Source organism: Escherichia sp. AM3 (assembly GCF_032029835.1).
Classification (GTDB): Bacteria; Pseudomonadota; Gammaproteobacteria; order Enterobacterales; family Enterobacteriaceae; genus Escherichia; species Escherichia coli.
In genome coordinates this window covers 20,113-41,481 of record NZ_JAVUPQ010000023.1, presented here as the reverse complement: position 1 = coordinate 41,481, position 21,369 = coordinate 20,113, and the positions used below count along the sequence as shown (strand labels likewise).

General features: G+C 52.2%; 17 protein-coding genes. 8 read left to right on the top strand and 9 right to left on the bottom strand.

Going from position 1 to position 21,369, the window contains the following annotated elements:
* Positions 1-19: 19 nt before the first annotated feature.
* The 7 genes from gatY (at position 20) to RTW80_RS11230 (ending at position 6,268) form a co-directional block, all read left to right on the top strand.
* Positions 20-874 (top strand): tagatose-bisphosphate aldolase subunit GatY, encoded by an 855-nt coding sequence (gatY, locus tag RTW80_RS11260; protein WP_063119239.1) that lies wholly within the window; start codon positions 20-22, stop codon positions 872-874.
* Between the two features lie 28 nt (positions 875-902).
* On the top strand, positions 903-2,165 hold the full coding sequence (gene gatZ / locus RTW80_RS11255) for a tagatose-bisphosphate aldolase subunit GatZ (protein ID WP_000853882.1): 1,263 nt from the start codon (positions 903-905) through the stop codon (positions 2,163-2,165).
* A gap of 9 nt (positions 2,166-2,174) precedes the next feature.
* A complete protein-coding gene (gene gatA / locus RTW80_RS11250) occupies positions 2,175-2,627 on the top strand; it encodes a PTS galactitol transporter subunit IIA (RefSeq protein WP_000182899.1) in 453 nt (150 codons plus the stop codon).
* 30 nt (positions 2,628-2,657) lie between these two features.
* Positions 2,658-2,942 (top strand): PTS galactitol transporter subunit IIB, encoded by a 285-nt coding sequence (gene gatB / locus RTW80_RS11245; RefSeq protein WP_000823270.1) that lies wholly within the window; start codon positions 2,658-2,660, stop codon positions 2,940-2,942.
* Positions 2,943-2,945: 3 nt separating this feature from the next.
* A complete protein-coding gene (locus RTW80_RS11240) occupies positions 2,946-4,301 on the top strand; it encodes a PTS galactitol transporter subunit IIC (RefSeq protein WP_000490679.1) in 1,356 nt (451 codons plus the stop codon).
* A gap of 47 nt (positions 4,302-4,348) precedes the next feature.
* Positions 4,349-5,389, top strand: coding sequence for a galactitol-1-phosphate 5-dehydrogenase (gene gatD, locus RTW80_RS11235; protein WP_000844219.1), 1,041 nt, complete (start codon positions 4,349-4,351; stop codon positions 5,387-5,389).
* A gap of 105 nt (positions 5,390-5,494) precedes the next feature.
* Entirely contained in the window at positions 5,495-6,268 is a 774-nt protein-coding gene (locus tag RTW80_RS11230; RefSeq protein WP_001295426.1) for a DeoR/GlpR family DNA-binding transcription regulator, read from the top strand.
* A gap of 81 nt (positions 6,269-6,349) precedes the next feature.
* Here RTW80_RS11230 and yegS read toward each other — a convergent pair whose 3' ends face one another.
* Entirely contained in the window at positions 6,350-7,249 is a 900-nt protein-coding gene (yegS, locus tag RTW80_RS11225) for a lipid kinase YegS (protein ID WP_032247699.1), read from the bottom strand.
* Between the two features lie 405 nt (positions 7,250-7,654).
* On the opposite strand from yegS, the gene yegR reads away from it, so the two are divergent.
* On the top strand, positions 7,655-7,972 hold the full coding sequence (gene yegR / locus RTW80_RS11220) for a protein YegR (RefSeq protein WP_001318299.1): 318 nt from the start codon (positions 7,655-7,657) through the stop codon (positions 7,970-7,972).
* 330 nt (positions 7,973-8,302) lie between these two features.
* On the opposite strand, the gene yegQ is transcribed toward yegR, so the two are convergent.
* The 8 genes from yegQ to mdtA form a co-directional block, all read right to left on the bottom strand.
* Positions 8,303-9,664, bottom strand: a complete 1,362-nt coding sequence (gene yegQ / locus RTW80_RS11215; RefSeq protein WP_000476014.1) for a tRNA 5-hydroxyuridine modification protein YegQ — start codon at positions 9,662-9,664, stop codon at positions 8,303-8,305.
* A gap of 146 nt (positions 9,665-9,810) precedes the next feature.
* On the bottom strand, positions 9,811-10,143 hold the full coding sequence (locus RTW80_RS11210) for a YegP family protein (RefSeq protein ID WP_000929408.1): 333 nt from the start codon (positions 10,141-10,143) through the stop codon (positions 9,811-9,813).
* Positions 10,144-10,333: 190 nt separating this feature from the next.
* On the bottom strand, positions 10,334-11,056 hold the full coding sequence (baeR, locus tag RTW80_RS11205) for a two-component system response regulator BaeR (protein ID WP_000137877.1): 723 nt from the start codon (positions 11,054-11,056) through the stop codon (positions 10,334-10,336).
* Entirely contained in the window at positions 11,053-12,456 is a 1,404-nt protein-coding gene (gene baeS, locus RTW80_RS11200; protein ID WP_000675150.1) for a two-component system sensor histidine kinase BaeS, read from the bottom strand. The genes baeR and baeS overlap by 4 nt, the downstream gene beginning before the upstream one ends.
* A complete protein-coding gene (locus RTW80_RS11195; RefSeq protein ID WP_032247700.1) occupies positions 12,453-13,868 on the bottom strand; it encodes an MFS transporter in 1,416 nt (471 codons plus the stop codon). The genes baeS and RTW80_RS11195 overlap by 4 nt, the downstream gene beginning before the upstream one ends.
* Entirely contained in the window at positions 13,869-16,946 is a 3,078-nt protein-coding gene (mdtC, locus tag RTW80_RS11190) for a multidrug efflux RND transporter permease subunit MdtC (RefSeq protein ID WP_023149621.1), read from the bottom strand.
* Positions 16,947-20,069, bottom strand: a complete 3,123-nt coding sequence (gene mdtB / locus RTW80_RS11185) for a multidrug efflux RND transporter permease subunit MdtB (protein WP_001197875.1) — start codon at positions 20,067-20,069, stop codon at positions 16,947-16,949.
* Entirely contained in the window at positions 20,069-21,316 is a 1,248-nt protein-coding gene (mdtA, locus tag RTW80_RS11180) for a multidrug efflux RND transporter subunit MdtA (protein WP_000678954.1), read from the bottom strand. Before mdtA ends, mdtB begins: the two co-directional genes overlap by 1 nt.
* Between the last annotated feature and the right edge of the window lie 53 nt (positions 21,317-21,369).

Below are 21,369 nucleotides of genomic sequence, written 5' to 3'. Positions count from 1 at the left end.
CAAACGATAGGATATGAAAATGTACGTGGTATCGACAAAGCAGATGCTGAACAACGCACAGCGCGGCGGTTATGCGGTTCCGGCATTCAATATTCACAATCTCGAAACGATGCAAGTGGTGGTAGAAACCGCTGCCAACCTGCATGCGCCGGTCATCATCGCCGGAACGCCTGGCACATTTACTCATGCTGGTACAGAAAATCTGTTGGCGCTGGTCAGCGCGATGGCGAAGCAATATCACCATCCACTGGCAATTCATCTCGACCATCACACGAAATTTGACGATATCGCTCAGAAGGTTCGTTCTGGCGTGCGCTCAGTCATGATTGACGCCTCGCATTTGCCTTTTGCGCAAAATATTTCACGGGTCAAAGAGGTGGTGGATTTTTGCCATCGCTTTGATGTCAGCGTCGAGGCGGAGCTGGGGCAACTTGGCGGCCAGGAAGATGATGTGCAAGTCAATGAAGCCGATGCGTTGTACACCAACTCCGCTCAGGCGCGTGAATTTGCCGAGGCAACCGGAATTGATTCCCTGGCGGTCGCCATCGGCACGGCTCATGGGATGTATGCCAGCGCACCGGCGCTTGATTTTTCTAGACTGGAGAACATTCGCCAGTGGGTGAACTTACCGCTGGTGCTGCATGGCGCGTCAGGGTTATCGACTAAGGATATTCAGCAAACCATCAAACTGGGGATATGCAAAATCAACGTTGCAACGGAGCTGAAAAATGCCTTCTCGCAGGCGTTAAAAAATTACCTGACCGAGCACCCTGAAGCGACCGATCCCCGGGATTATTTGCAGTCGGCTAAATCCGCAATGCGCGATGTGGTGAGCAAAGTGATTGCCGATTGTGGCTGCGAGGGCAGGGCATAACGCACCTGCCATTTAACAAGGAAAAAACATGAAAACGTTAATTGCCCGGCATAAAGCTGGTGAACATATCGGCATATGTTCAGTCTGTTCTGCCCATCCGTTGGTTATCGAAGCGGCGCTGGCATTTGATCGCAACAGCACGCGCAAAGTGCTGATTGAAGCAACGTCAAACCAGGTCAATCAATTTGGCGGTTATACCGGAATGACACCGGCAGACTTTCGCGAATTTGTTTTTACGATTGCCGATAAAGTTGGGTTTGCACGCGAACGCATTATTCTCGGCGGCGATCATCTGGGGCCAAACTGCTGGCAGCAAGAAAATGCGGATGCGGCGATGGAAAAATCCGTCGAGCTGGTAAAGGAATATGTTCGTGCCGGCTTCAGTAAAATTCATCTTGATGCGTCAATGTCCTGCGCGGGGGATCCCATACCGTTAGCACCAGAAACGGTTGCGGAACGAGCTGCTGTGCTTTGCTTTGCTGCGGAAAGTGTGGCGACAGATTGCCAGCGTGAGCAACTGAGCTATGTCATTGGCACCGAAGTTCCGGTTCCGGGCGGTGAGGCCAGCGCCATTCAGTCAGTACACATCACCCATGTTGAAGATGCCGCCAATACTTTACGTACGCATCAAAAGGCCTTTATTGCCCGTGGGCTGACAGAGGCGTTAACACGTGTGATTGCCATCGTGGTGCAGCCGGGTGTGGAATTTGATCACAGCAATATTATCCATTATCAGCCGCAGGAAGCGCAGCCGCTGGCGCAATGGATAGAAAACACCCGAATGGTTTATGAAGCACATTCTACCGATTACCAGACCCGGACGGCTTATTGGGAATTAGTCCGCGATCACTTTGCAATATTGAAAGTCGGTCCCGCATTAACCTTTGCTTTACGCGAGGCGATATTTGCACTGGCACAAATTGAGCAGGAACTTATCGCCCCTGAAAATCGCAGCGGTTGCCTGGCGGTAATTGAAGAAGTGATGCTCGACGAACCGCAATACTGGAAAAAATATTATCGTACGGGTTTTAACGATTCATTACTGGATATTCGTTACAGCCTGTCGGATCGTATTCGTTATTACTGGCCGCATAGTCGGATTAAAAATAGCGTCGATACGATGATGGTGAATCTTGAAGGCGTGGACATCCCACTGGGCATGATTAGTCAGTATCTTCCCAAACAATTTGAACGCATTCAGTCCGGGGAATTATCAGCAATACCGCATCAGCTGATTATGGATAAAATTTATGATGTTTTGCGCGCCTATCGCTACGGCTGTGCGGAATAAGGACGGTATATGACTAACCTGTTTGTTCGTAGCGGAATTTCTTTTGTCGATCGTAGCGAAGTTTTAACCCATATCGGTAATGAGATGCTCGCCAAAGGTGTGGTTCATGATACCTGGCCACAGGCATTAATTGCCAGAGAAGCAGAATTCCCTACCGGGATAATGCTTGAGCAGCACGCTATTGCAATACCGCATTGTGAGGCGATTCATGCTAAGTCGTCAGCCATTTATCTGTTAAGGCCAACAAATAAAGTTCATTTTCAGCAAGCGGATGATGATAACGACGTGGCGGTATCGTTGGTTATTGCGTTGATTGTGGAAAATCCGCAGCAGCAATTGAAACTTTTACGCTGTTTATTTGGCAAGTTACAACAGCCCGATATCGTCGAGACACTAATCACTCTTCCTGAAACCCAGTTAAAGGAATACTTCACAAAGTATGTTTTAGATTCAGACGAATAAATCCCTCTGTAACAATAAAAAGGACTATTTATGAAACGCAAGATTATTGTCGCTTGCGGAGGCGCGGTTGCGACCTCTACGATGGCGGCGGAAGAAATTAAAGAGTTGTGTCAGAATCATAATATTCCTGTTGAATTAATCCAGTGTCGGGTTAATGAAATAGAAACCTATATGGATGGTGTGCATTTGATATGCACCACTGCCAAAGTGGATCGTAGTTTTGGCGATATTCCGTTAGTTCACGGCATGCCTTTTATTTCTGGTATCGGTATCGAAGCATTACAAAATAAAATTCTGACTATCTTACAGGGGTGACCTATGTTTTCAGAAGTCATGCGTTATATTCTCGACCTCGGCCCTACGGTGATGCTGCCGATTGTCATCATTATTTTTTCTAAAATATTAGGCATGAAGGCAGGCGATTGCTTTAAAGCGGGTCTGCATATCGGGATTGGCTTTGTTGGCATTGGCCTTGTGATTGGCTTAATGCTGGATTCCATTGGCCCGGCGGCGAAAGCGATGGCGGAAAATTTCGACCTGAATCTGCATGTGGTCGATGTTGGCTGGCCGGGCTCTTCACCAATGACCTGGGCGTCGCAAATTGCGCTGGTGGCGATTCCGATTGCGATTCTGGTTAACGTGGCGATGTTACTGACCCGTATGACGCGGGTGGTAAATGTTGATATCTGGAATATCTGGCATATGACCTTCACCGGCGCGTTGCTGCATCTGGCAACCGGTTCATGGATGATAGGGATGGCAGGTGTGGTAATTCACGCGGCGTTTGTTTATAAGCTCGGCGACTGGTTTGCCCGCGATACCCGAAATTTCTTTGAGCTGGAAGGTATTGCTATTCCGCACGGTACGTCGGCGTATATGGGGCCGATTGCGGTGCTGGTCGATGCTATCATCGAGAAAATCCCAGGCGTTAACCGAATTAAATTTAGCGCCGACGATATTCAGCGCAAATTTGGTCCATTTGGCGAGCCTGTCACCGTGGGTTTTGTGATGGGGCTGATTATCGGCATCCTCGCGGGTTACGATGTCAAAGGTGTATTGCAGCTGGCGGTAAAAACGGCGGCAGTGATGCTGCTAATGCCACGGGTGATTAAACCCATCATGGATGGTTTAACGCCCATCGCTAAGCAGGCTCGTAGTCGTTTACAGGCGAAGTTCGGCGGTCAGGAGTTCCTGATTGGCCTTGATCCGGCGTTGCTGCTGGGACATACGGCGGTGGTATCGGCAAGCCTGATTTTTATCCCACTCACCATTTTAATTGCTGTTTGTGTGCCGGGTAATCAGGTGCTGCCGTTTGGCGATCTTGCCACCATCGGCTTCTTCGTGGCGATGGCGGTCGCCGTGCATCGTGGAAATCTGTTCCGCACCTTAATCTCGGGTGTCATCATTATGAGCATCACCCTGTGGATCGCGACGCAAACTATTGGTTTGCACACCCAACTGGCGGCTAATGCTGGGGCGTTAAAAGCCGGGGGTATGGTGGCTTCAATGGATCAGGGCGGTTCTCCCATTACCTGGTTACTGATTCAGGTTTTCTCCCCGCAAAATATTCCCGGTTTCATTATTATCGGTGCAATTTATCTGACCGGTATTTTCATGACCTGGCGTAGAGCGCGTGGCTTTATTAAACAAGAGAAAGTCGTTCTCGCAGAATAATTTTTACCTGAGGGGGAGGTTATCCCCCTTAACAATCAGGAGTTTTTATGAAATCAGTGGTGAATGATACTGATGGTATCGTGCGCGTTGCAGAAAGCGTCATTCCTGAAATTAAACATCAGGATGAGGTGCGGGTAAAAATTGCCAGCTCGGGCTTATGTGGTTCCGATTTACCCAGGATATTTAAAAATGGTGCACATTATTATCCAATAACGTTAGGCCATGAATTTAGCGGCTATATTGATGCGGTGGGATCCGGTGTTGATGATTTACACCCTGGCGATGCGGTTGCCTGTGTGCCGTTATTACCCTGTTTTACTTGTCCAGAGTGTCTGAAAGGGTTTTATTCCCAGTGCGCAAAATATGATTTTATTGGCTCGCGGCGTGATGGTGGATTTGCTGAATATATTGTCGTTAAGCGAAAAAATGTCTTTGCTCTACCCACGGATATGCCTATTGAGGATGGGGCTTTTATTGAGCCGATTACCGTTGGTCTGCATGCTTTTCATTTAGCGCAAGGTTGTGAGAATAAAAACGTTATTATTATTGGTGCCGGAACCATTGGCCTGCTGGCCATTCAGTGCGCTGTCGCGCTGGGAGCAAAGAGTGTGACGGCGATCGACATTAGTTCAGAAAAACTGGCACTGGCAAAATCTTTCGGTGCGATGCAAACATTTAACAGTAGCGAAATGAGCGCGCCGCAAATGCAGAGCGTTTTACGCGAACTGCGCTTTAATCAGCTTATCCTCGAGACGGCTGGCGTACCGCAAACTGTCGAACTGGCGGTAGAGATTGCCGGTCCTCATGCCCAACTGGCGCTGGTGGGCACGTTGCATCAGGATCTGCATTTAACATCGGCAACGTTTGGCAAAATATTGCGTAAAGAGCTGACGGTTATCGGCAGTTGGATGAACTACTCCAGCCCTTGGCCGGGGCAGGAGTGGGAAACGGCGAGCCGGTTGCTGACAGAACGTAAGTTAAGCCTGGAGCCATTAATCGCTCACCGTGGAAGCTTTGAAAGCTTCGCCCAGGCGGTGCGTGACATCGCTCGTAATGCTATGCCGGGCAAAGTGTTGCTCATTCCCTGAAACCGCGGGCCAGCGTGATGCTGGCCCGGTATTGTGCAAAACAGATCATTCACCAATGGTCCCCCTTCGTTTACACTAGCCACAATTGAATATGGGTAAATGACGATGAATTCATTCGAGCGAAGGAATAAGATCATCCAATTAGTGAATGAACAGGGAACCGTGCTTGTTCAGGATCTGGCGGGAGTATTTGCTGCCTCGGAAGCGACAATCCGTGCCGATTTGCGCTTTCTCGAACAAAAAGGCGTGGTTACGCGCTTTCATGGCGGTGCGGCGAAAATAATGTCTGGTAATAGTGAAACCGAGACCCAGGAAGTCGGGTTTAAAGAGCGATTTCAGCTCGCCAGCGCGCCAAAAAACAGAATAGCGCAGGCGGCAGTCAAAATGATCCACGAAGGGATGACCGTTATTCTCGACAGCGGAAGTACGACAATGCTTATCGCCGAAGGATTAATGACCGCCAAAAATATCACGGTGATTACCAACAGTCTCCCGGCAGCGTTTGCCCTTTCCGAAAATAAAGACATTACTCTGGTCGTCTGTGGTGGCACGGTCCGCCATAAAACGCGCTCGATGCATGGTTCCATTGCCGAGCGTTCATTACAGGATATTAATGCCGATTTAATGTTTGTCGGTGCTGATGGTATTGATGCGGTTAATGGTATTACGACCTTTAATGAAGGTTATTCTATTAGCGGTGCGATGGTCACAGCCGCTAATAAAGTGATTGCCGTTCTCGATTCATCGAAATTTAACCGTCGCGGTTTTAATCAGGTACTACCAATCGAAAAAATTGACATTATTATTACCGATGATGCTGTGTCAGAGGTGGATAAACTGGCATTGCAGAAGACGCGGGTAAAATTAATTACGGTGTAGTATTGTTCTGTATGCCGGATAAGGTGTTTACACCGCATCCGGCATTACGGATTCTCCCTGGTTCAAGAGAGAATAGTTTGATTAACGCAACAGTGGACAATCTGGTGGTAATCGACAACGCAACGCTGCCGGAAGTATTTCAATATGAAAATTTTGCCCACTCAACGGTTCGCCATCAAGATTAAAGGTGATGTCGTGTGGTGCCTGAATATCAAACCACGACGAAGCGCCTTCGATAATATTCGGGTTATCTTCGTCAGATTTTAAGGTTGATATGAGAGCCGGAAGTATTTCATCGCCGGTAAAAATGCGCAGTTGCAGCAAGCCATCGTTAATTAACGCGTTCGGACACAATTGCTGACCGCCACCGGCCTGACGCCCGTTACCAATACCAATGACCAGGGCGTCACCTTGCCAGTGAAAGTTTTCACCGCGGATTTCACAACGGTCCGGTTGCAGAGTATCCATACGCATTAAGCCATGAATGATGTAAGAGACGCTACCCAGCGCGGCTTTTAATTTTTCCGGCGTTTCTGTGGTAATACGCGTCCCAAATCCGCCTGTCGCCATATTAATAAAACAGGTTTGTTTGTTGACCTGCGCCATATCTATCGCAATGGCGTCACCGGCAATTGCCAGTTTCAGCGCCTTATCCAGTGCCTCAGGAATCCCTACACTGGTGGCAAAATCATTGGCGGTTCCTAATGGCAAAATTCCCAGCGCGGGTATGTCATCCCCCTCACACTGAATCAACGCCGTAGAAACTTCATTAATGGTGCCATCGCCACCACCGGCAATCACCGTTGCGACGCCCAACTTCCGGGCCTCCTCTACATATCGTGCGGCATCGCCTTTCTCCCAGGTGACCCGCACATGGATCGTCATTCCTTCCTCACGCAACAGCATAATTGCTTCGCGCAAGGGTAGATTGTCAGTACTTTTGCCATTAAGAATCAGTAAGCTGGCGGGAAATTCTGCCATGATCGTATGTGCCTTTATGATTGGTCTGTAGATAGTGTAGAGCAGAAAACAAAAGGTGGAGTCAGAACAGGATGAAAGTCGGAGGATAAAAAGTCAGTTCAAGTATGGAGGATTCAGTGGTTACCACCAGGAGCTTGCAATGGGGACAGCGAATACTAACGGCTGCCACCGATAAATTTCAAAAAAGAGCATATACCTAATATTCAACTAAACAGTGGCATCTTCAATATAATATATTAAAGCCCCCATGGAGTTACCCTGAAGGGCCTCAATGTCCGTAATTCCTACTTATGTAGGAAATGTTGTACAGAACATTTATTATAATCCTATTCAATTATAATAATCATGCCATTATTATATTTAAACACTAGAGAGTGTCGTTGGTATTTAATGGGGGAAGGTGAGATGAAAAAGATAGCTGCTATATCATTAATTAGTATTTTTATTATGTCTGGTTGTGCTGTGCATAATGATGAGACAAGTATCGGTAAATTTGGTCTTGCATATAAAAGTAATATTCAGCGTAAACTCGATAACCAATACTACACCGAAGCCGAAGCTTCTTTAGCCAGGGGTAGAATATCTGGTGCAGAAAATATAGTAAAAAATGATGCAACTCATTTCTGTGTTACTCAGGGCAAAAAAATGCAAATAGTTGAGCTGAAGACAGAAGGTGTAGGATTACATGGTGTCGCTCGTCTGACATTCAAATGTGGAGAGTGAGAATATTTTTTGGTAAGCGTCAAATATGCGCGTTCTGGCTGTGCGTAGCCGGAACCTGTGGGAGCACGATGCCGATAAGTGAAAGGCATCGTGCTATGAAGGAGGATTCTATCGATGTGGTCAATGGAAGACGGTTACCAGAGATAGGGCTTATGCATAAAAAAATAAGCCCGTGTAAGGGAGATTACACAGGCTAAGGAGGTGGTTCCTGGTACAGCTAGCATTTTATGGGTTATGTTTTTCAGCGAAACGGATGATAACCTTAATAAATGCAGCTGTATGTGATCGGTTTCTAAGAATTTTCCATCCGGGAAAAATAATCGAAATTAATCACTTACCGTGTGGGTTACGCGTGGTTTCCCCGGAGAAATTACGCATCAGCAGAGCGTAATTGAGCTCAAGATCCTGCGGGACCGGGAGCCACACAGTATAACCATCGCCTGGTGCGACCGGCATCGCTTCACCTTTGGCGTTTTCCATGTGCTCAAGGGTAAAGTTAATGTTGCCTTGCGGCGTCATCAGCTCAAGGCTGTCGCCAACGGAGAATTTATTTTTCACCGCTACCGCCGCGAGGTCCCCCTTGCGCTCACCGGTAAACTCACCAACAAACTGCTGGCGGTCAGAAACTGAATAACCGTATTCGTAGTTCTGATAATCGTCGTGAGTATGACGACGCAGGAAACCTTCGGTATAGCCACGATGCGCCAGACCTTCCAGAGTTTCCAGCAGGCTGGTATCGAACGGTTTGCCCGCAGCGGCGTCATCGATAGCTTTACGGTAAACCTGTGCGGTGCGTGCGCAATAGTAGAAAGATTTAGTACGGCCTTCGATTTTCAGCGAATGCACGCCCATTTTGGTCAGGCGTTCTACATGGGCGATGGCGCGCAGATCTTTCGAGTTCATGATGTAAGTGCCGTGCTCATCTTCAAACGCGGTCATATACTCGCCCGGACGCTGGGCTTCTTCGATCATAAACACTTTGTCGGTTGGCGCGCCGATACCCAGCGTCGGCTCAACATTTTGCACCGGAATCGGCTCGTACTTGTGTACGATGTTGCCAACGTCATCTTCTTTCCCTTCCTGGACGTTGTACTCCCAGCGGCAGGCGTTGGTGCAGGTACCCTGGTTCGGATCGCGCTTGTTGATATAGCCAGAGAGCAGGCAGCGACCGGAGTAGGCCATGCACAGTGCGCCGTGAACGAAGATCTCGATCTCCATATCCGGCACCTGATTGCGGATCTCTTCAATCTCTTCCAGCGACAGCTCGCGAGAGAGGATCACGCGGGTCAGGCCCATTTGCTGCCAGAATTTCACCGTCGCCCAGTTTACGGCGTTAGCCTGCACCGAGAGGTGGATCGGCATTTCAGGGAAGTGCTCACGCACCAGCATAATCAGCCCTGGATCGGACATAATCAGCGCATCCGGCCCCATTTCCACCACCGGTTTCAGGTCACGGATAAAGGTTTTCAGCTTGGCGTTGTGCGGTGCAATGTTGACCACGACATAAAACTTTTTCCCCAGCGCGTGGGCTTCATTGATGCCGAGCTGAAGATTTTCGTGGTTGAATTCGTTGTTGCGCACACGCAGGGAGTAACGCGGCTGGCCCGCATAAACAGCATCTGCGCCATAAGCGAAAGCGTAACGCATATTTTTCAGCGTTCCCGCCGGGGAAAGGAGTTCCGGTTTAAACATAATTCTCTCGTTCTGATGACAGGTCAGATCCGCTTCACCTGATGAAGCGGTTAGGGGAGTGCCCCCACTTTAAGGGCGGGCATTGTAGCGCTGTGGGGGGATCTGGTAAAGCGCCGGACGCCAACAACCCACGCCCGGCATCGTAATTACGTATTGTCTTTCACCGTCTGGCTTGTGCCATTGGCTTTAACGGAGGCAATTCCGGTTTCACGAGATTGCGCGGTGGCGTACATCTGGCTGGAGCCGATAATTTGATGATTAGCGGCTTTCAGATTGAAATAGAATTTGCCGTTACTTGCCGTTTTTTTCTCATAGCGTTCTTCTTGCGGGCTGTTGCTACGCACCGACGCGATGCCCTTTTCCGCAGAGGCTTTTGAGGTATAAAGCTCGCTGGTGAGGATAGTCTCACCATTGCCCGCTTTTAGCACAAACCGGAACTGATTATCACTGCTCTTACTGAGTTCAAACCAACCAGCCATAATGACTCCTTGATTGAAATTGTGTATCGAAAACAGCATCTAAAGGTGCTGTTTACCGATTAAAGTATGAGCGATTTTCTGATGCCTGCCAGGGCGGAGAGATAATGTCAGTTTGCTGACCATGCGTGGGATAATGTTGCCGGATCTGGTCTGAACGCCATCTCCGGCTAACAAAATAATGTCGCTAAAACTAAACGATGCGGCAGGCGTCGGCTTCCCAGCGGTAACCGACGCCATAAACGGCGCGGATAAATGACTGTTCGGCGTCGAGAGATTCCAGCTTGCGGCGCAGGTTTTTAATGTGGCTGTCGATGGTGCGGTCGGTTACTACGCGGTAGTCGTCATAAAGATGATTGAGCAATTGCTCGCGGGAGAACACTTTTCCTGGTTCGTGAGAGAGCGTTTTCAGCAGACGAAATTCCGCAGGCGTCAGGTCAAGCATTTTACCGCGCCATGAAGCCTGAAAACGACCTTCGTCGATAATCAACGGGCTTTCAGCATCCTGTTGCTGCAACTCGCGCTGCGGTTTGCAACGGCGCAAAATGGTTTTGACGCGCGCTACCACTTCCCGTGGGCTGTACGGCTTACAGATATAATCATCTGCGCCAATCTCCAGCCCCAGCAGGCGATCGATCTCTTCGATTTTTGCCGTCACCATCACGATCGGAATGTCAGAAAAACGACGAATTTCCCGGCACAGCGTCAGGCCATCGGTGCCAGGGAGCATCAGATCTAAAAGGATCAGATCCGGTGGTGTCTGGCGCACATACGGCAGTACCTGATCGCCGTGGCTGATAAGCGTCGGCGCATAGCTCGCAGCACGCAGATAATCAATGAGCAACTGCCCCAGCTTCGGTTCATCTTCCACGATCAAAATACGCGGTGTGTTTTCGTCGATTGGTAACTCGGTCATACTTCTCTCTGTAAATCCCGTTCCAGCGGTAACTCTACTGTAATGCTTACCCCGCCAAAAGGCGAATGGGCAGCAATAATGCGACCATTATGTGCTTCAACAATGTTCAGGCAAATCGCCAGCCCCAGCCCGGAACCGCCGCTGGCACGGTTGCGGGAACCTTCGGTGCGATAAAAACGTTCAAACAATTTTTGTAGCTGATCGTCACTGACACCTGGCGCACTGTCGGCAAAGGTCAGGCGCACCGTTTTGTCGCGCTGCCCGGCAGAGATTTGCAGGCTGCCGCCGCTGTCAGTGTAGCGCAGGCTGTTTTCCAGTAAGTTATTGAATAACTGCATTAAACGGTCGCGATCGCCAAATACGGTAATACTGTCTGGCAGGGAAAATTGCAGTTTCAGGCCACGACTGGCGAATCGTTCGCGAAATGCGCCGCCCGCCACTTCCAGCAGTGGGATCAAATCTACCGGTGCTTTTTGATAGGCGAGAGCGCCTTCATCAGACATCGACAACTGATGGAGATCGTCAACCAGTTTGGTCAGTGTACCGACCTCCGCCTGTAAAGACGCCACCGTCTCCGGCGTGAATTTACGCACGCCATCCTGAATGGCTTCCAGTTCACCGCGCAGCACCGCTAATGGCGTACGCAGTTCGTGAGAAATATCGGCCATAAAATCGCGCCGCATTTGCTGGTTTTTCTCCAGTGTGCTGGCAAGCTGGTTGAAGTCTTGCGCCAGTTTGCCCAGTTCATCTTCACTGGTGGGCGTTACGCGGGTAGTGAAATCGCCCGCCGCCAGTTTGTGCGTGCCATCGACAAGTCGTTTTACCGGTGCCAGTAAACCGCGCGCCAGCAGAAAAGTGGCAAGTGCCGCGAGTAACGTTGCCAGGGCGACAATCAACCAGCTGGTTTGCCGCTGTTGTTTATCGAAATTGATATCAGTATTGCGCGTTAACCGCTCAACGGGGGAGGCGATCACCGCGCCAACTTCCGCACCGTTGACCAGAATGGGTCGCCGTGTACCGTCAGGTGGAATCGGCGCTCGCGGACCAACCAGCACTTTGTTGTTTTGATCAACCACCCAGAACTGGGTACGCCAGCCGTGCGGTGGCATACCCGGGCCGGGTTTATCTTCCGAATTATCGTGTTCAAATGAACGCAGGATCTGAAAGACAAAGCGATCATTGTTGCGCAGGAAGCGCCAGTTGCCATGCTGCGCATACTGCTCGCCAAGCGCATCACTTAACAGTTGTAATCGCTGTTCATTACCATGCTTGATGTAATCAATAAAGCCACGCTCAAAACTGATACGCACCGCCCAGTGCATACTGATCAGCAAGACAATGCAGGTGGCGAAAATCGCCAGAAACAGTTTGCCGGTAATACCGGGTCGCCAGAACTTCATTGCGCGCTCCTTTTTCGCCGCGAAATAGCTACATTTTGATGCGTATCGTTCGGCACTCTGGCAAAGATGAACGCCGGAAGGGCGATGATCAACGCCATGCTAAGCCAGGTGTACATAAAGACGGTTTGTGTGGTGCCGCTGTCGACGCTGACATGCTGTGAACCAAAAAGTCCCAGCAACAGCCCGGCGATAGTGACGCCGATACTCATCGACAATTGCATAATCATCGACAGCAGGCTGTTGCCGCTGCTCGCCAGATTGTCCGGGAGATCTTTCAGCGTCAGGGTGTTCATGGAGGAGAAACGTGTCGAGTTGACCATCCCTTGTAAAAACAGGACGAACGGCAAAACGTAGTACCAGCCCAGCAAGGCGGTAGTCATAAACAACAGGGTGACCAGCGACAGGCCAAGCGTGGTTGCCACCAGTACCCGACGATAGCCAAAGCGATTCACCACCTGTACCACAATTCGCTTCATCCCCATGCTGCCGAGCACCATCGGGATCATCATCAGTCCGGCATGAAAAGGCGAGAAACCGAGGCCAATTTGCAGGAAAACCGGTGTCATAAAGGGCAACATGTCACTGCCAATACGTCCGGCAAAGCTCCCCGCCAGGCCCAGCGAAAAGGTACGAGTGCGGAACAGTTTCAGACTGAAAAGAGCGCGGTGGTTATTTCTGGCGTGCAGCAGATAAAGCACCAGTGCCACCACGCCAACTGCGACCAGGCCTGCAATCGTCAGCGGCGATAAACCTGTACCTTTACTGCCGTCCAGCGCCAGGGTTAATACCGCCATGCCAACCGCCAGCAATAAAAATCCGGAGAGATCAAAGCGCCGCGTCTGCATGGTGTAGTTCGGCATTAACAGCAATGTGGCGATCGCACCGATAATCCCCACCGGAATGTTGATCAAAAAGATCCAGTGCCACGACGCGTACTCCACCAGCAGACCGCCGAGCGCCGGACCGAGCAGCGGACCGACCTGACCGGGTAACGTGACAAAGGTCATCGCCGCCATATATTGCTCGCGCGGTACGATTTTCATCACCGTCAATCTGCCGACCGGCACCATCATCGCGCCGCCAACGCCCTGTAACGCGCGTGCCAGCAACAGTTCGTTCAGCGTGCCGGAAAGCGCGCAAAACAGTGAACCGAGAGTAAACAGCACGATGGCGGTAAAGAAAATATTGCGCACGCCGACTTTGTCCGCCAGCCAGCCGCTGGCGGGCAGCATCACCGCCACGGTCAGCACATAAGAGACAATGACCATGTGCATATGCAACGGACTTTCCCCGAGGCTTTGCGCCATTGAGGGAAGGGCGGTGTTTACGATGGTGGTGTCCAGCGACTGCATAAAGAAGCCGAAAGCCACAATCCACAATTGCCAACGGGTGCTGTCGGGAAGATCTGTCATTTACTCGGTTACCGTTTGTTTAGGTTTACGCGAAAAACGCAGCCGCAGACGGTCGAAAAAGAGATACACCACCGGCGTGGTATACAGCGTAAGGAGCTGGCTCATTACCAGTCCGCCGACAATGGTGATCCCCAGGGGTTGCCGCAGCTCCGAGCCGTCGCCGCCCGACAATACCAGCGGCAGCGCACCAAACAGCGCCGCCAGGGTAGTCATCATAATCGGGCGAAAACGCAGCAGACAGGCCTGGAAAATAGCTTCCTGCGGCGTCAGGTTACCGTGCCGTTGGGCTTCAAGCGCAAAATCGACCATCATAATGGCGTTTTTCTTCACGATGCCGATTAATAGCATGATCCCTATCAGGGCGATTAGGCTGAACGGGGCATTGAACAGCTCCAGCGCCAACAGCGCTCCAACGCCCGCCGAGGGCAGGGTGGAGAGAATCGTCAGCGGATGTACGTAACTCTCGTAAAGGATACCCAGCACGATATACACCGTGGCGATGGCGGCGATAATCAGGATCACCTGCGAGTTCATCGTCTCCTGGAACACCTGCGCCGTGCCGGCAAAACTGCCGCGCACCGTCGAAGGCACACCAAGCTGGGTCATTGCGCGATCGATCGCCGCACTGGCGTCCGAGAGCGATTTTCCGGTCGGCAGGTTAAACGAAATGGTCGAGGCCGCCGATAATCCCTGATGATTCACCGATAGTGGGGCATTCGTCGGTTGCCATTTAGCGAAATACGACAGCGGGATCGCTTTGCCTTCGTTATTGATAACGAACATTTTTTCCAGCGCACTGATGTCCTGGGTATAGCGCGGATCCACTTCCATCACCACTTTATACTGGTTCATCGGCTGGTAAATGGTCGAGATTTGCCGCTGACCGAAGGCGTTATTTAACAGACTGTTGGCGGCTTGTACGTCGATTCCCAGCCGTGCCATGGTGTCGCGGTCGTAAACCAGATTCATCTCCGCGCCGTTATCCTGCTGATCGGAGTTCACGTCCGCCAGTTCCGGCAACGTCGCCAGTTTTTTGCGGATTTTCGGCTCCCATTCTCGCAGTGCCGCCAGGTCGTCGGATAACAACGTGTACTGGTAGCTGGCGTTCGACTGACGCCCACCAACGCGAATATCCTGTACCGCCATCAGGAACAGATTCGCCCCCGGTTCTTTCGCCAGTTTTACGCGCAGACGGTCGATAATTTGCTGCGCCGTTTCGCTGCGTTCGTCGCGTGGCTTGAGGGTGATAAACATCATCCCGCTGTTCACTCGCGAACCGCCTGTAAAGCCGGTGACATTATCCACTGCCGGATCGTCACGGATAATTTTCATGAAATCCTGCAACTTACCGCGCATCGCCTGAAACGAAATACTCTGATCCGCCTGAATCCCGCCCATCAACACGCCAGTGTCCTGCTCCGGGAAGAAGGTTTTCGGGATCGAGATATACAGCCAGATATTCAGCGCAATGGTGCCAAGCAGCACCACGCCCACCAGACGGGTATGATTGAGCACCCATTTCAGTGACTTGCCGTAGCCTTGTTGCAGGGCTACCAACATGCGACCAAAACCACGCAGTCGCTTTTGCTCGCGCGGCTTGCTGGCTTTCAGCATCCAGCCACACATCATTGGCGTTAATGTCAGAGAAACCAGCAACGATATACCAATGGCGACAGAAAGCGTCACGGCAAATTCGCGTAACAGTCGGCCCGGCAATCCGCCCATCAACAGCAGCGGCAGGAACACCGCCACCAGTGACAGACTCATCGACAGCACCGTAAAACCGACTTCGCGAGTACCTTGCAGTGCGGCTTGCAACGGTTTCATTCCCGCTTCCAGATGACGTGCAATGTTTTCCAGCACCACGATGGCGTCATCCACCACGAAACCAGTAGCGATGGTGAGCGCCATTAACGAAAGGTTATTGAGACTGAATCCGCACAGGTACATCGCCGCAAACGTACCAATCAGCGAAACCGGCACCGAAACGGCGGGAATAATAGTGGCGCGACCCGAGCGCAGGAATAAAAACACCACCAGAATCACCAGCGCCACCGAGATAATCAGCGTTTGCTCGACTTCTTCCAGCGAGGCGCGAATGGTGGGGGAGCGATCCTGGGCAATTTGCAGATCAATCGCCGCCGGAATGGTTTCCTGCAACTCCGGTAATTTTGCCCGGATGCTGTCAACCGTCTGGATAATATTGGCTTCCGGCAGTTTGCGGATCATCAGTAAAATAGCCGGTTTGGCGTTGGTCATCCCGGCGTTGCGCACATCCTGCACTGAGTCGGTCACCGTCGCCACATCGCCCAGACGAACCGCGCCGCCGTTGTTGTAGTGAATAATCAACGGCTGATATTCAGCGGCGGTTTTTAGCTCATCATTGGTCTGGATCTGCCAGCGGTGAGTGCCATCTTCCAGCGCGCCCTGCGGTTTACGCACGTTGGCATTGCTGACGGCGGTGCGTACGTCGTCCAGCGACACGCCCTGATTAAACAGCGCCTGCGGATTCAGCCCGACGCGTACGGCGGGCAGTGAGCTGCCTCCGACATCGACATCACCAACACCGTCGATTTGCGAAATCGTCGGAGCCAGCTGCGTCGAGGCGAAATCGTACAGTTCACCCTGCGAATAAGTATCGGACGTCAGCGTGAGGATCATAATTGGCGCATCCGACGGGTTCGCTTTGCGATAGGTCGGGCGGCTGGGCATCCCACTGGGCAGCAAACTTTGTGCAGCGTTGATCGCCGCCTGCACATCACGCGCTGCGCCGTTGATATCCCGGTCAAAATCAAACTGCAAAATAATACGCGTGCTGCCGAGCGAACTGCTGGAGGTCATTTCACTGACTCCGGCAATGCGCCCAAGTGAGCGCTCCAGCGGCGTGGCAACGGAAGACGCCATTGTTTCTGGTGACGCACCGGGCAGCGAGGCGCTGACCATAATCACCGGAAAATCGACCTGCGGCAGCGGGGCGACCGGCAGCATACGGAAGCCCAGTATGCCGCACAGGGTAATGGCAACCGACAGTAAAATCGTCGCCACCGGACGGTAAATGAAGAGGGCAAAAAACTTCACTTACGCCTCCTCTTCATGACGGGCAAAGCGGCTTTTGGTCCACAATGCCAGGCGGTCGAACAGCAGATAAATCACCGGCGTGGTGAACAGCGTCAGCACCTGGCTGACAATCAGGCCGCCGACCATGCCGATACCTAACGGACGACGCAGTTCCGCGCCGACCCCGGTACTCAACATCAGCGGCAGCGCGCCAAGCAGAGCCGCCAGGGTGGTCATCAGGATCGGACGAAAACGCAACAGACAAGCCTGGTAGATTGCCTCGCGCGGCGACATGCCTTGCTCGCGCTCGGCAGCCAGCGCGAAGTCGATCATCATGATGGCGTTCTTCTTCACGATACCGATCAGCAAAATAATGCCGATAATCGCAATCACATCCAGTTCGCTACCAGCAATCAGCAACGCCAGCAGTGCGCCAACCCCTGCGGTGGGTAGCGTCGAGAGAATGGTGATCGGGTGAATAAAGCTCTCGTACAGAATGCCGAGCACGATATACATCGCCACCACCGCCGCGACAATCAGCCAGACAGTGCTGCCCAGCGCCGACTGGAAGGCGAGGGTGCTGCCCTGGAACTGCGTGGTGATATCCACCGGCAGATTCAGCGTCTTTTCGGTGTCCATAATCGCCTGCACCGCATCGCCCAGCGAATAGTTATCCGGCACGTTAAAGGAGATGGTCGTTACCGGGAACTGATCCAGATGGTTGATGGAGAGCGGCGCAAAACGCTGCTCAATTTTGGCAATTGAGCTTAGCGGCACCACGCCGCCGTCGCTGCTGGTCAGGCGAATGGTATCCAGCGCCGCGAGGCCTGGGGTATTTTCGGTGTTGTGCTCCAGCACCACGCGATACTGGTTGGCCTGAGTATAAATAGTGGAAATCAGCCGCTGACCAAACGCGTTGTACAGGGCGTTATCGACATCCGCCATGCTGATCCCCAGACGGCTGGCGCTGTCGCGATCAACATTGACATACGCCACCAGCCCTTTGTCCTGCCAGTCGCTGGAGACATCAGAAAGCTGTGGCAGTTGCTGGAGTTTTTCCATCAACTGTGGCACCCAGGTACTGAGCGCATCCAGTGACGTGGCCTGCAAGGTAAACTGGTACTGGGTGCGGCTGACCTGAGTATCAATAGTCAGATCCTGCGTTGGTTGCAGGAAGAGATCGACGCCCGGCACTTTATCTACCGCCGTTTGCAGACGGGCGATGACTTTTTGCACCCGATCATCACGTTCATCCAACGGTTTGAGGTTGATTTGTAAACGTGCACTGTTCAGCGACGGGTTAGTGCCATCAACGCCAACAAATGAGGTCAGGCTTTGCACTGCCGGATCCTGCAAAATCACGTCCGCGACCTGGCGTTGTCGCTGGGCCATATTGGCAAAGGAGCTGGATTGCGGTGCCTGCAAAGTGCCCTGAATAATGCCATTGTCCTGTACCGGGAAGAAACCTTTCGGAATGAACACCCACAGCAGCACGCTAAGCAGCAGCGTGCTGAGTGCCACGCTTAAGGTCAGCCACGGATGATTCAGCACTTTCGCCAGTCCACGACCATAGGCGGCGATTATCCTGTCGAACATTTTTTCCGAGGCACGGGAGAAGCGGTTCTGTTTACGCAACGACTCCTGGCTGAGCATCCGCGCGCACATCATCGGTGTCAGGGTCAGCGACACCACCGCTGAGATCAAAATCGCTACCGCCAGGGTAATAGCAAATTCGCGGAACAGTCGCCCGACGATATCGCCCATAAACAGCAGTGGGATCAACACCGCAATCAGTGAGAAGGTCAGCGAGATAATGGTAAAGCCGATTTCACCTGCGCCCTTGAGCGCCGCCGCCAACGGTTTTTCGCCTTTTTCGATATAGCGGGAAATGTTTTCGATCACCACGATGGCGTCATCGACCACGAATCCGGTGGCGATAGTTAACGCCATCAGTGTCAGGTTATTGATTGAAAAATCGAGAAACACCATAACCGCGAAAGTGCCGATTAACGACAGCGGTACAGCAACACCGGGAATGATGGTCGCCGGAATATTGCGCAAAAACAGGTAGATAATCATGACTACCAGCGCGATAGCCATCATCAATTCAAACTGAGTATCATCGACGGATGCGCGGATATTGGTGGTGCGATCGGAAAGCACTGTCACCTTCACCGATTTCGGCAGACTCTCAGTGAGCTGTGGCAGCATCTGCCGAATGCTGTCGGCGGTGGAGATAATGTTAGCACCGGGCTGGCGCTGAACATTCATCACAATGGCCTGTTCTTTGTTCGCCCACGCGCCGAGCCAGCTGTTTTCTGCACCTTGCTCTACAGTTGCGACATCGCCCAGACGAATTGGCGCGCCGTTCTGGTAGGCGATGATTAGCTGGCGATACTCTTCGGCGGATTGCATCTGGTCGTTCGCGGAAAGCGTGACCGCACGGGAAGGGCCGTCGAGGCTACCTTTTGCCGAGTTAACGTTAGCGCCGGTAATGGCGGTGCGCACGGTTTCGCTGGTCAGGCCGAGGGCGGCAATCGCCTGAGCGTTAAGTTTGACGCGAACAGCCGGACGCTGACCGCCGGAAAGCGTCACCAGGCCGACGCCGGAAATCTGCGAGATTTTCTGCGCGACGCGGGTTTCCACCATATCTTCCACTTGCGTCATCGGCATGGCGGTTGAGGTGACGGCGAGCGTCATGATCGGCGGATCTGCCGGGTTCACTTTGCTGTAAACCGGCGGGTTAGGCAGATCGCTCGGCAACAAGTTGGTCGCAGCGTTAATCGCGGCCTGCACTTCCTGCTCGGCGACATCGAGCGGTAATGTTAGCTGGAACTGCAAAGTGATAACTGACGCACCGCCGGAACTTTGCGACGACATCTGTTTCAGGCCAGACATCTGCCCGAACTGGCGTTCTAGCGGCGCGGTAACGGCAGAGGTCATGACATCCGGGCTGGCACCTGGGTAGAGCGTGACCACCTGAATGGTCGGATAGTCCACTTCCGGCAGCGCCGAAACGGGCAGGGCGCGATAACCGATAATCCCGGCGAGTAAGATCGCCACCATCAGCAGCGTGGTGGCCACAGGACGCATAATAAACAGGCGCGACGGGCCGCCTGTGCTGCTCGGGGGTAACACCTGCATCAGGAGCGTGCTCCTTTTTTCGCGTATTCGCGGCTGGTGGCTTTCTCTTCCGGAGTAGTGGCGCTCTGGGCTTCCACCACTTCCACTTTCGCCCCTTCGGTCAGGCGATCAATGCCGTCTGTCACCACGCGATCGCCCGCAGAAATACCTGCACGGATCACCACTTTCTGACTGTCCTGAATGCCCGGCGTCACCAGATGTTTGCTGACCTTGTTTTCGCTATTCAGCACCCAGACAAAATGGCCTTCATTGCCCATTTGCAGGGCGGCTGTTGGGATCACTACGGCGTTTTGTTCGGTGTCGACTAACATGCGCGCGTTAACAAACTGATTGGGAAACAGCGCATCATCCTGATTATTAAAGCGTGCTTTCACTTTAATCGTACCGGTTGTGGCATCGATTTGGTTATCGAGGCTTAACAGCGTGCCTTCACTTAATTTCTTCGAATTGGTGCGATCCCAGGCTTCTACCACCAGCGGTTTTCCGGCTTTTTGCGCCTGCACTACAGTAGCGATATCGCTTTCCGGCAGGGTAAAGACTAAATCGATAGGATGCGTCTGGGTGATCACCACAATTCCGGTGGTATCACCACTGGAGATTTGGTTACCAACATCAACCTGCTTGAGACCAACGCGACCATCGACTGGTGCGGTGATGCGGCTCCAGTCGAGTTGCAACTGCGCGCTGGCGACGCTTGCTTCATCAGCCTTAATGGTGCCTTCGGTTTCACTGACCAGCGCCTGTTGGGCATCCAGCTCCTGACGGGAGACGAGATTGGTTTTTGCCAGTTGCTGATAACGCGCCAGATCACGGCGGGCGTTAGCAAGCGTGGCTTTATCTTTTGCCAGTTGGCCCTGGGTTTGTGCTAATGCAACTTTGAACTGGCTGGGGTCAATTTCTGCCAGTAAATCGCCTGCTTTGACCTGCTGGCCTTCCTGGAAATGTAACGCCATCAGTTGACCGTCCACGCGGCTGCGCACCGTAACAGTATTAGCGGCGATAATGGTGCCAAGCCCGGTGAGGTAACGCGGAACTGCCTGTTCTACGGCGGTCGCCGCCTGAACCGGGGCTAATGGGCCGGAACGCATACCACGGCGACCACCCGCTGGCGATTGCTGCGCTTGTTTCGTCGCCCCTGGGGCTGCACTCTGGGAGTCATTGCGGCCTTGCCAGAACCAGAATGCGGCGATGGCGGCGATAACCACCACGATTACGATTACCCAACGGGATTTATAACTACCTTTCATCGTTAAGAGTTTCTCTTCCTGAAACGTTTCGCGGAATGATACTAGTGTAGCCA

Coding starts and splice junctions, on each gene's coding strand:
- gatY (WP_063119239.1), top strand. CDS start 20: ATGTACGTGGTATCGACAAAGCAGATGCTGAACAACGCACAGCGCGGC.
- gatZ (WP_000853882.1), top strand. CDS start 903: ATGAAAACGTTAATTGCCCGGCATAAAGCTGGTGAACATATCGGCATA.
- gatA (WP_000182899.1), top strand. CDS start 2,175: ATGACTAACCTGTTTGTTCGTAGCGGAATTTCTTTTGTCGATCGTAGC.
- gatB (WP_000823270.1), top strand. CDS start 2,658: ATGAAACGCAAGATTATTGTCGCTTGCGGAGGCGCGGTTGCGACCTCT.
- RTW80_RS11240 (WP_000490679.1), top strand. CDS start 2,946: ATGTTTTCAGAAGTCATGCGTTATATTCTCGACCTCGGCCCTACGGTG.
- gatD (WP_000844219.1), top strand. CDS start 4,349: ATGAAATCAGTGGTGAATGATACTGATGGTATCGTGCGCGTTGCAGAA.
- RTW80_RS11230 (WP_001295426.1), top strand. CDS start 5,495: ATGAATTCATTCGAGCGAAGGAATAAGATCATCCAATTAGTGAATGAA.
- yegS (WP_032247699.1), bottom strand. CDS start 7,249: ATGGCAGAATTTCCCGCCAGCTTACTGATTCTTAATGGCAAAAGTACT.
- yegR (WP_001318299.1), top strand. CDS start 7,655: ATGAAAAAGATAGCTGCTATATCATTAATTAGTATTTTTATTATGTCT.
- yegQ (WP_000476014.1), bottom strand. CDS start 9,664: ATGTTTAAACCGGAACTCCTTTCCCCGGCGGGAACGCTGAAAAATATG.
- RTW80_RS11210 (WP_000929408.1), bottom strand. CDS start 10,143: ATGGCTGGTTGGTTTGAACTCAGTAAGAGCAGTGATAATCAGTTCCGG.
- baeR (WP_000137877.1), bottom strand. CDS start 11,056: ATGACCGAGTTACCAATCGACGAAAACACACCGCGTATTTTGATCGTG.
- baeS (WP_000675150.1), bottom strand. CDS start 12,456: ATGAAGTTCTGGCGACCCGGTATTACCGGCAAACTGTTTCTGGCGATT.
- RTW80_RS11195 (WP_032247700.1), bottom strand. CDS start 13,868: ATGACAGATCTTCCCGACAGCACCCGTTGGCAATTGTGGATTGTGGCT.
- mdtB (WP_001197875.1), bottom strand. CDS start 20,069: ATGCAGGTGTTACCCCCGAGCAGCACAGGCGGCCCGTCGCGCCTGTTT.
- mdtA (WP_000678954.1), bottom strand. CDS start 21,316: ATGAAAGGTAGTTATAAATCCCGTTGGGTAATCGTAATCGTGGTGGTT.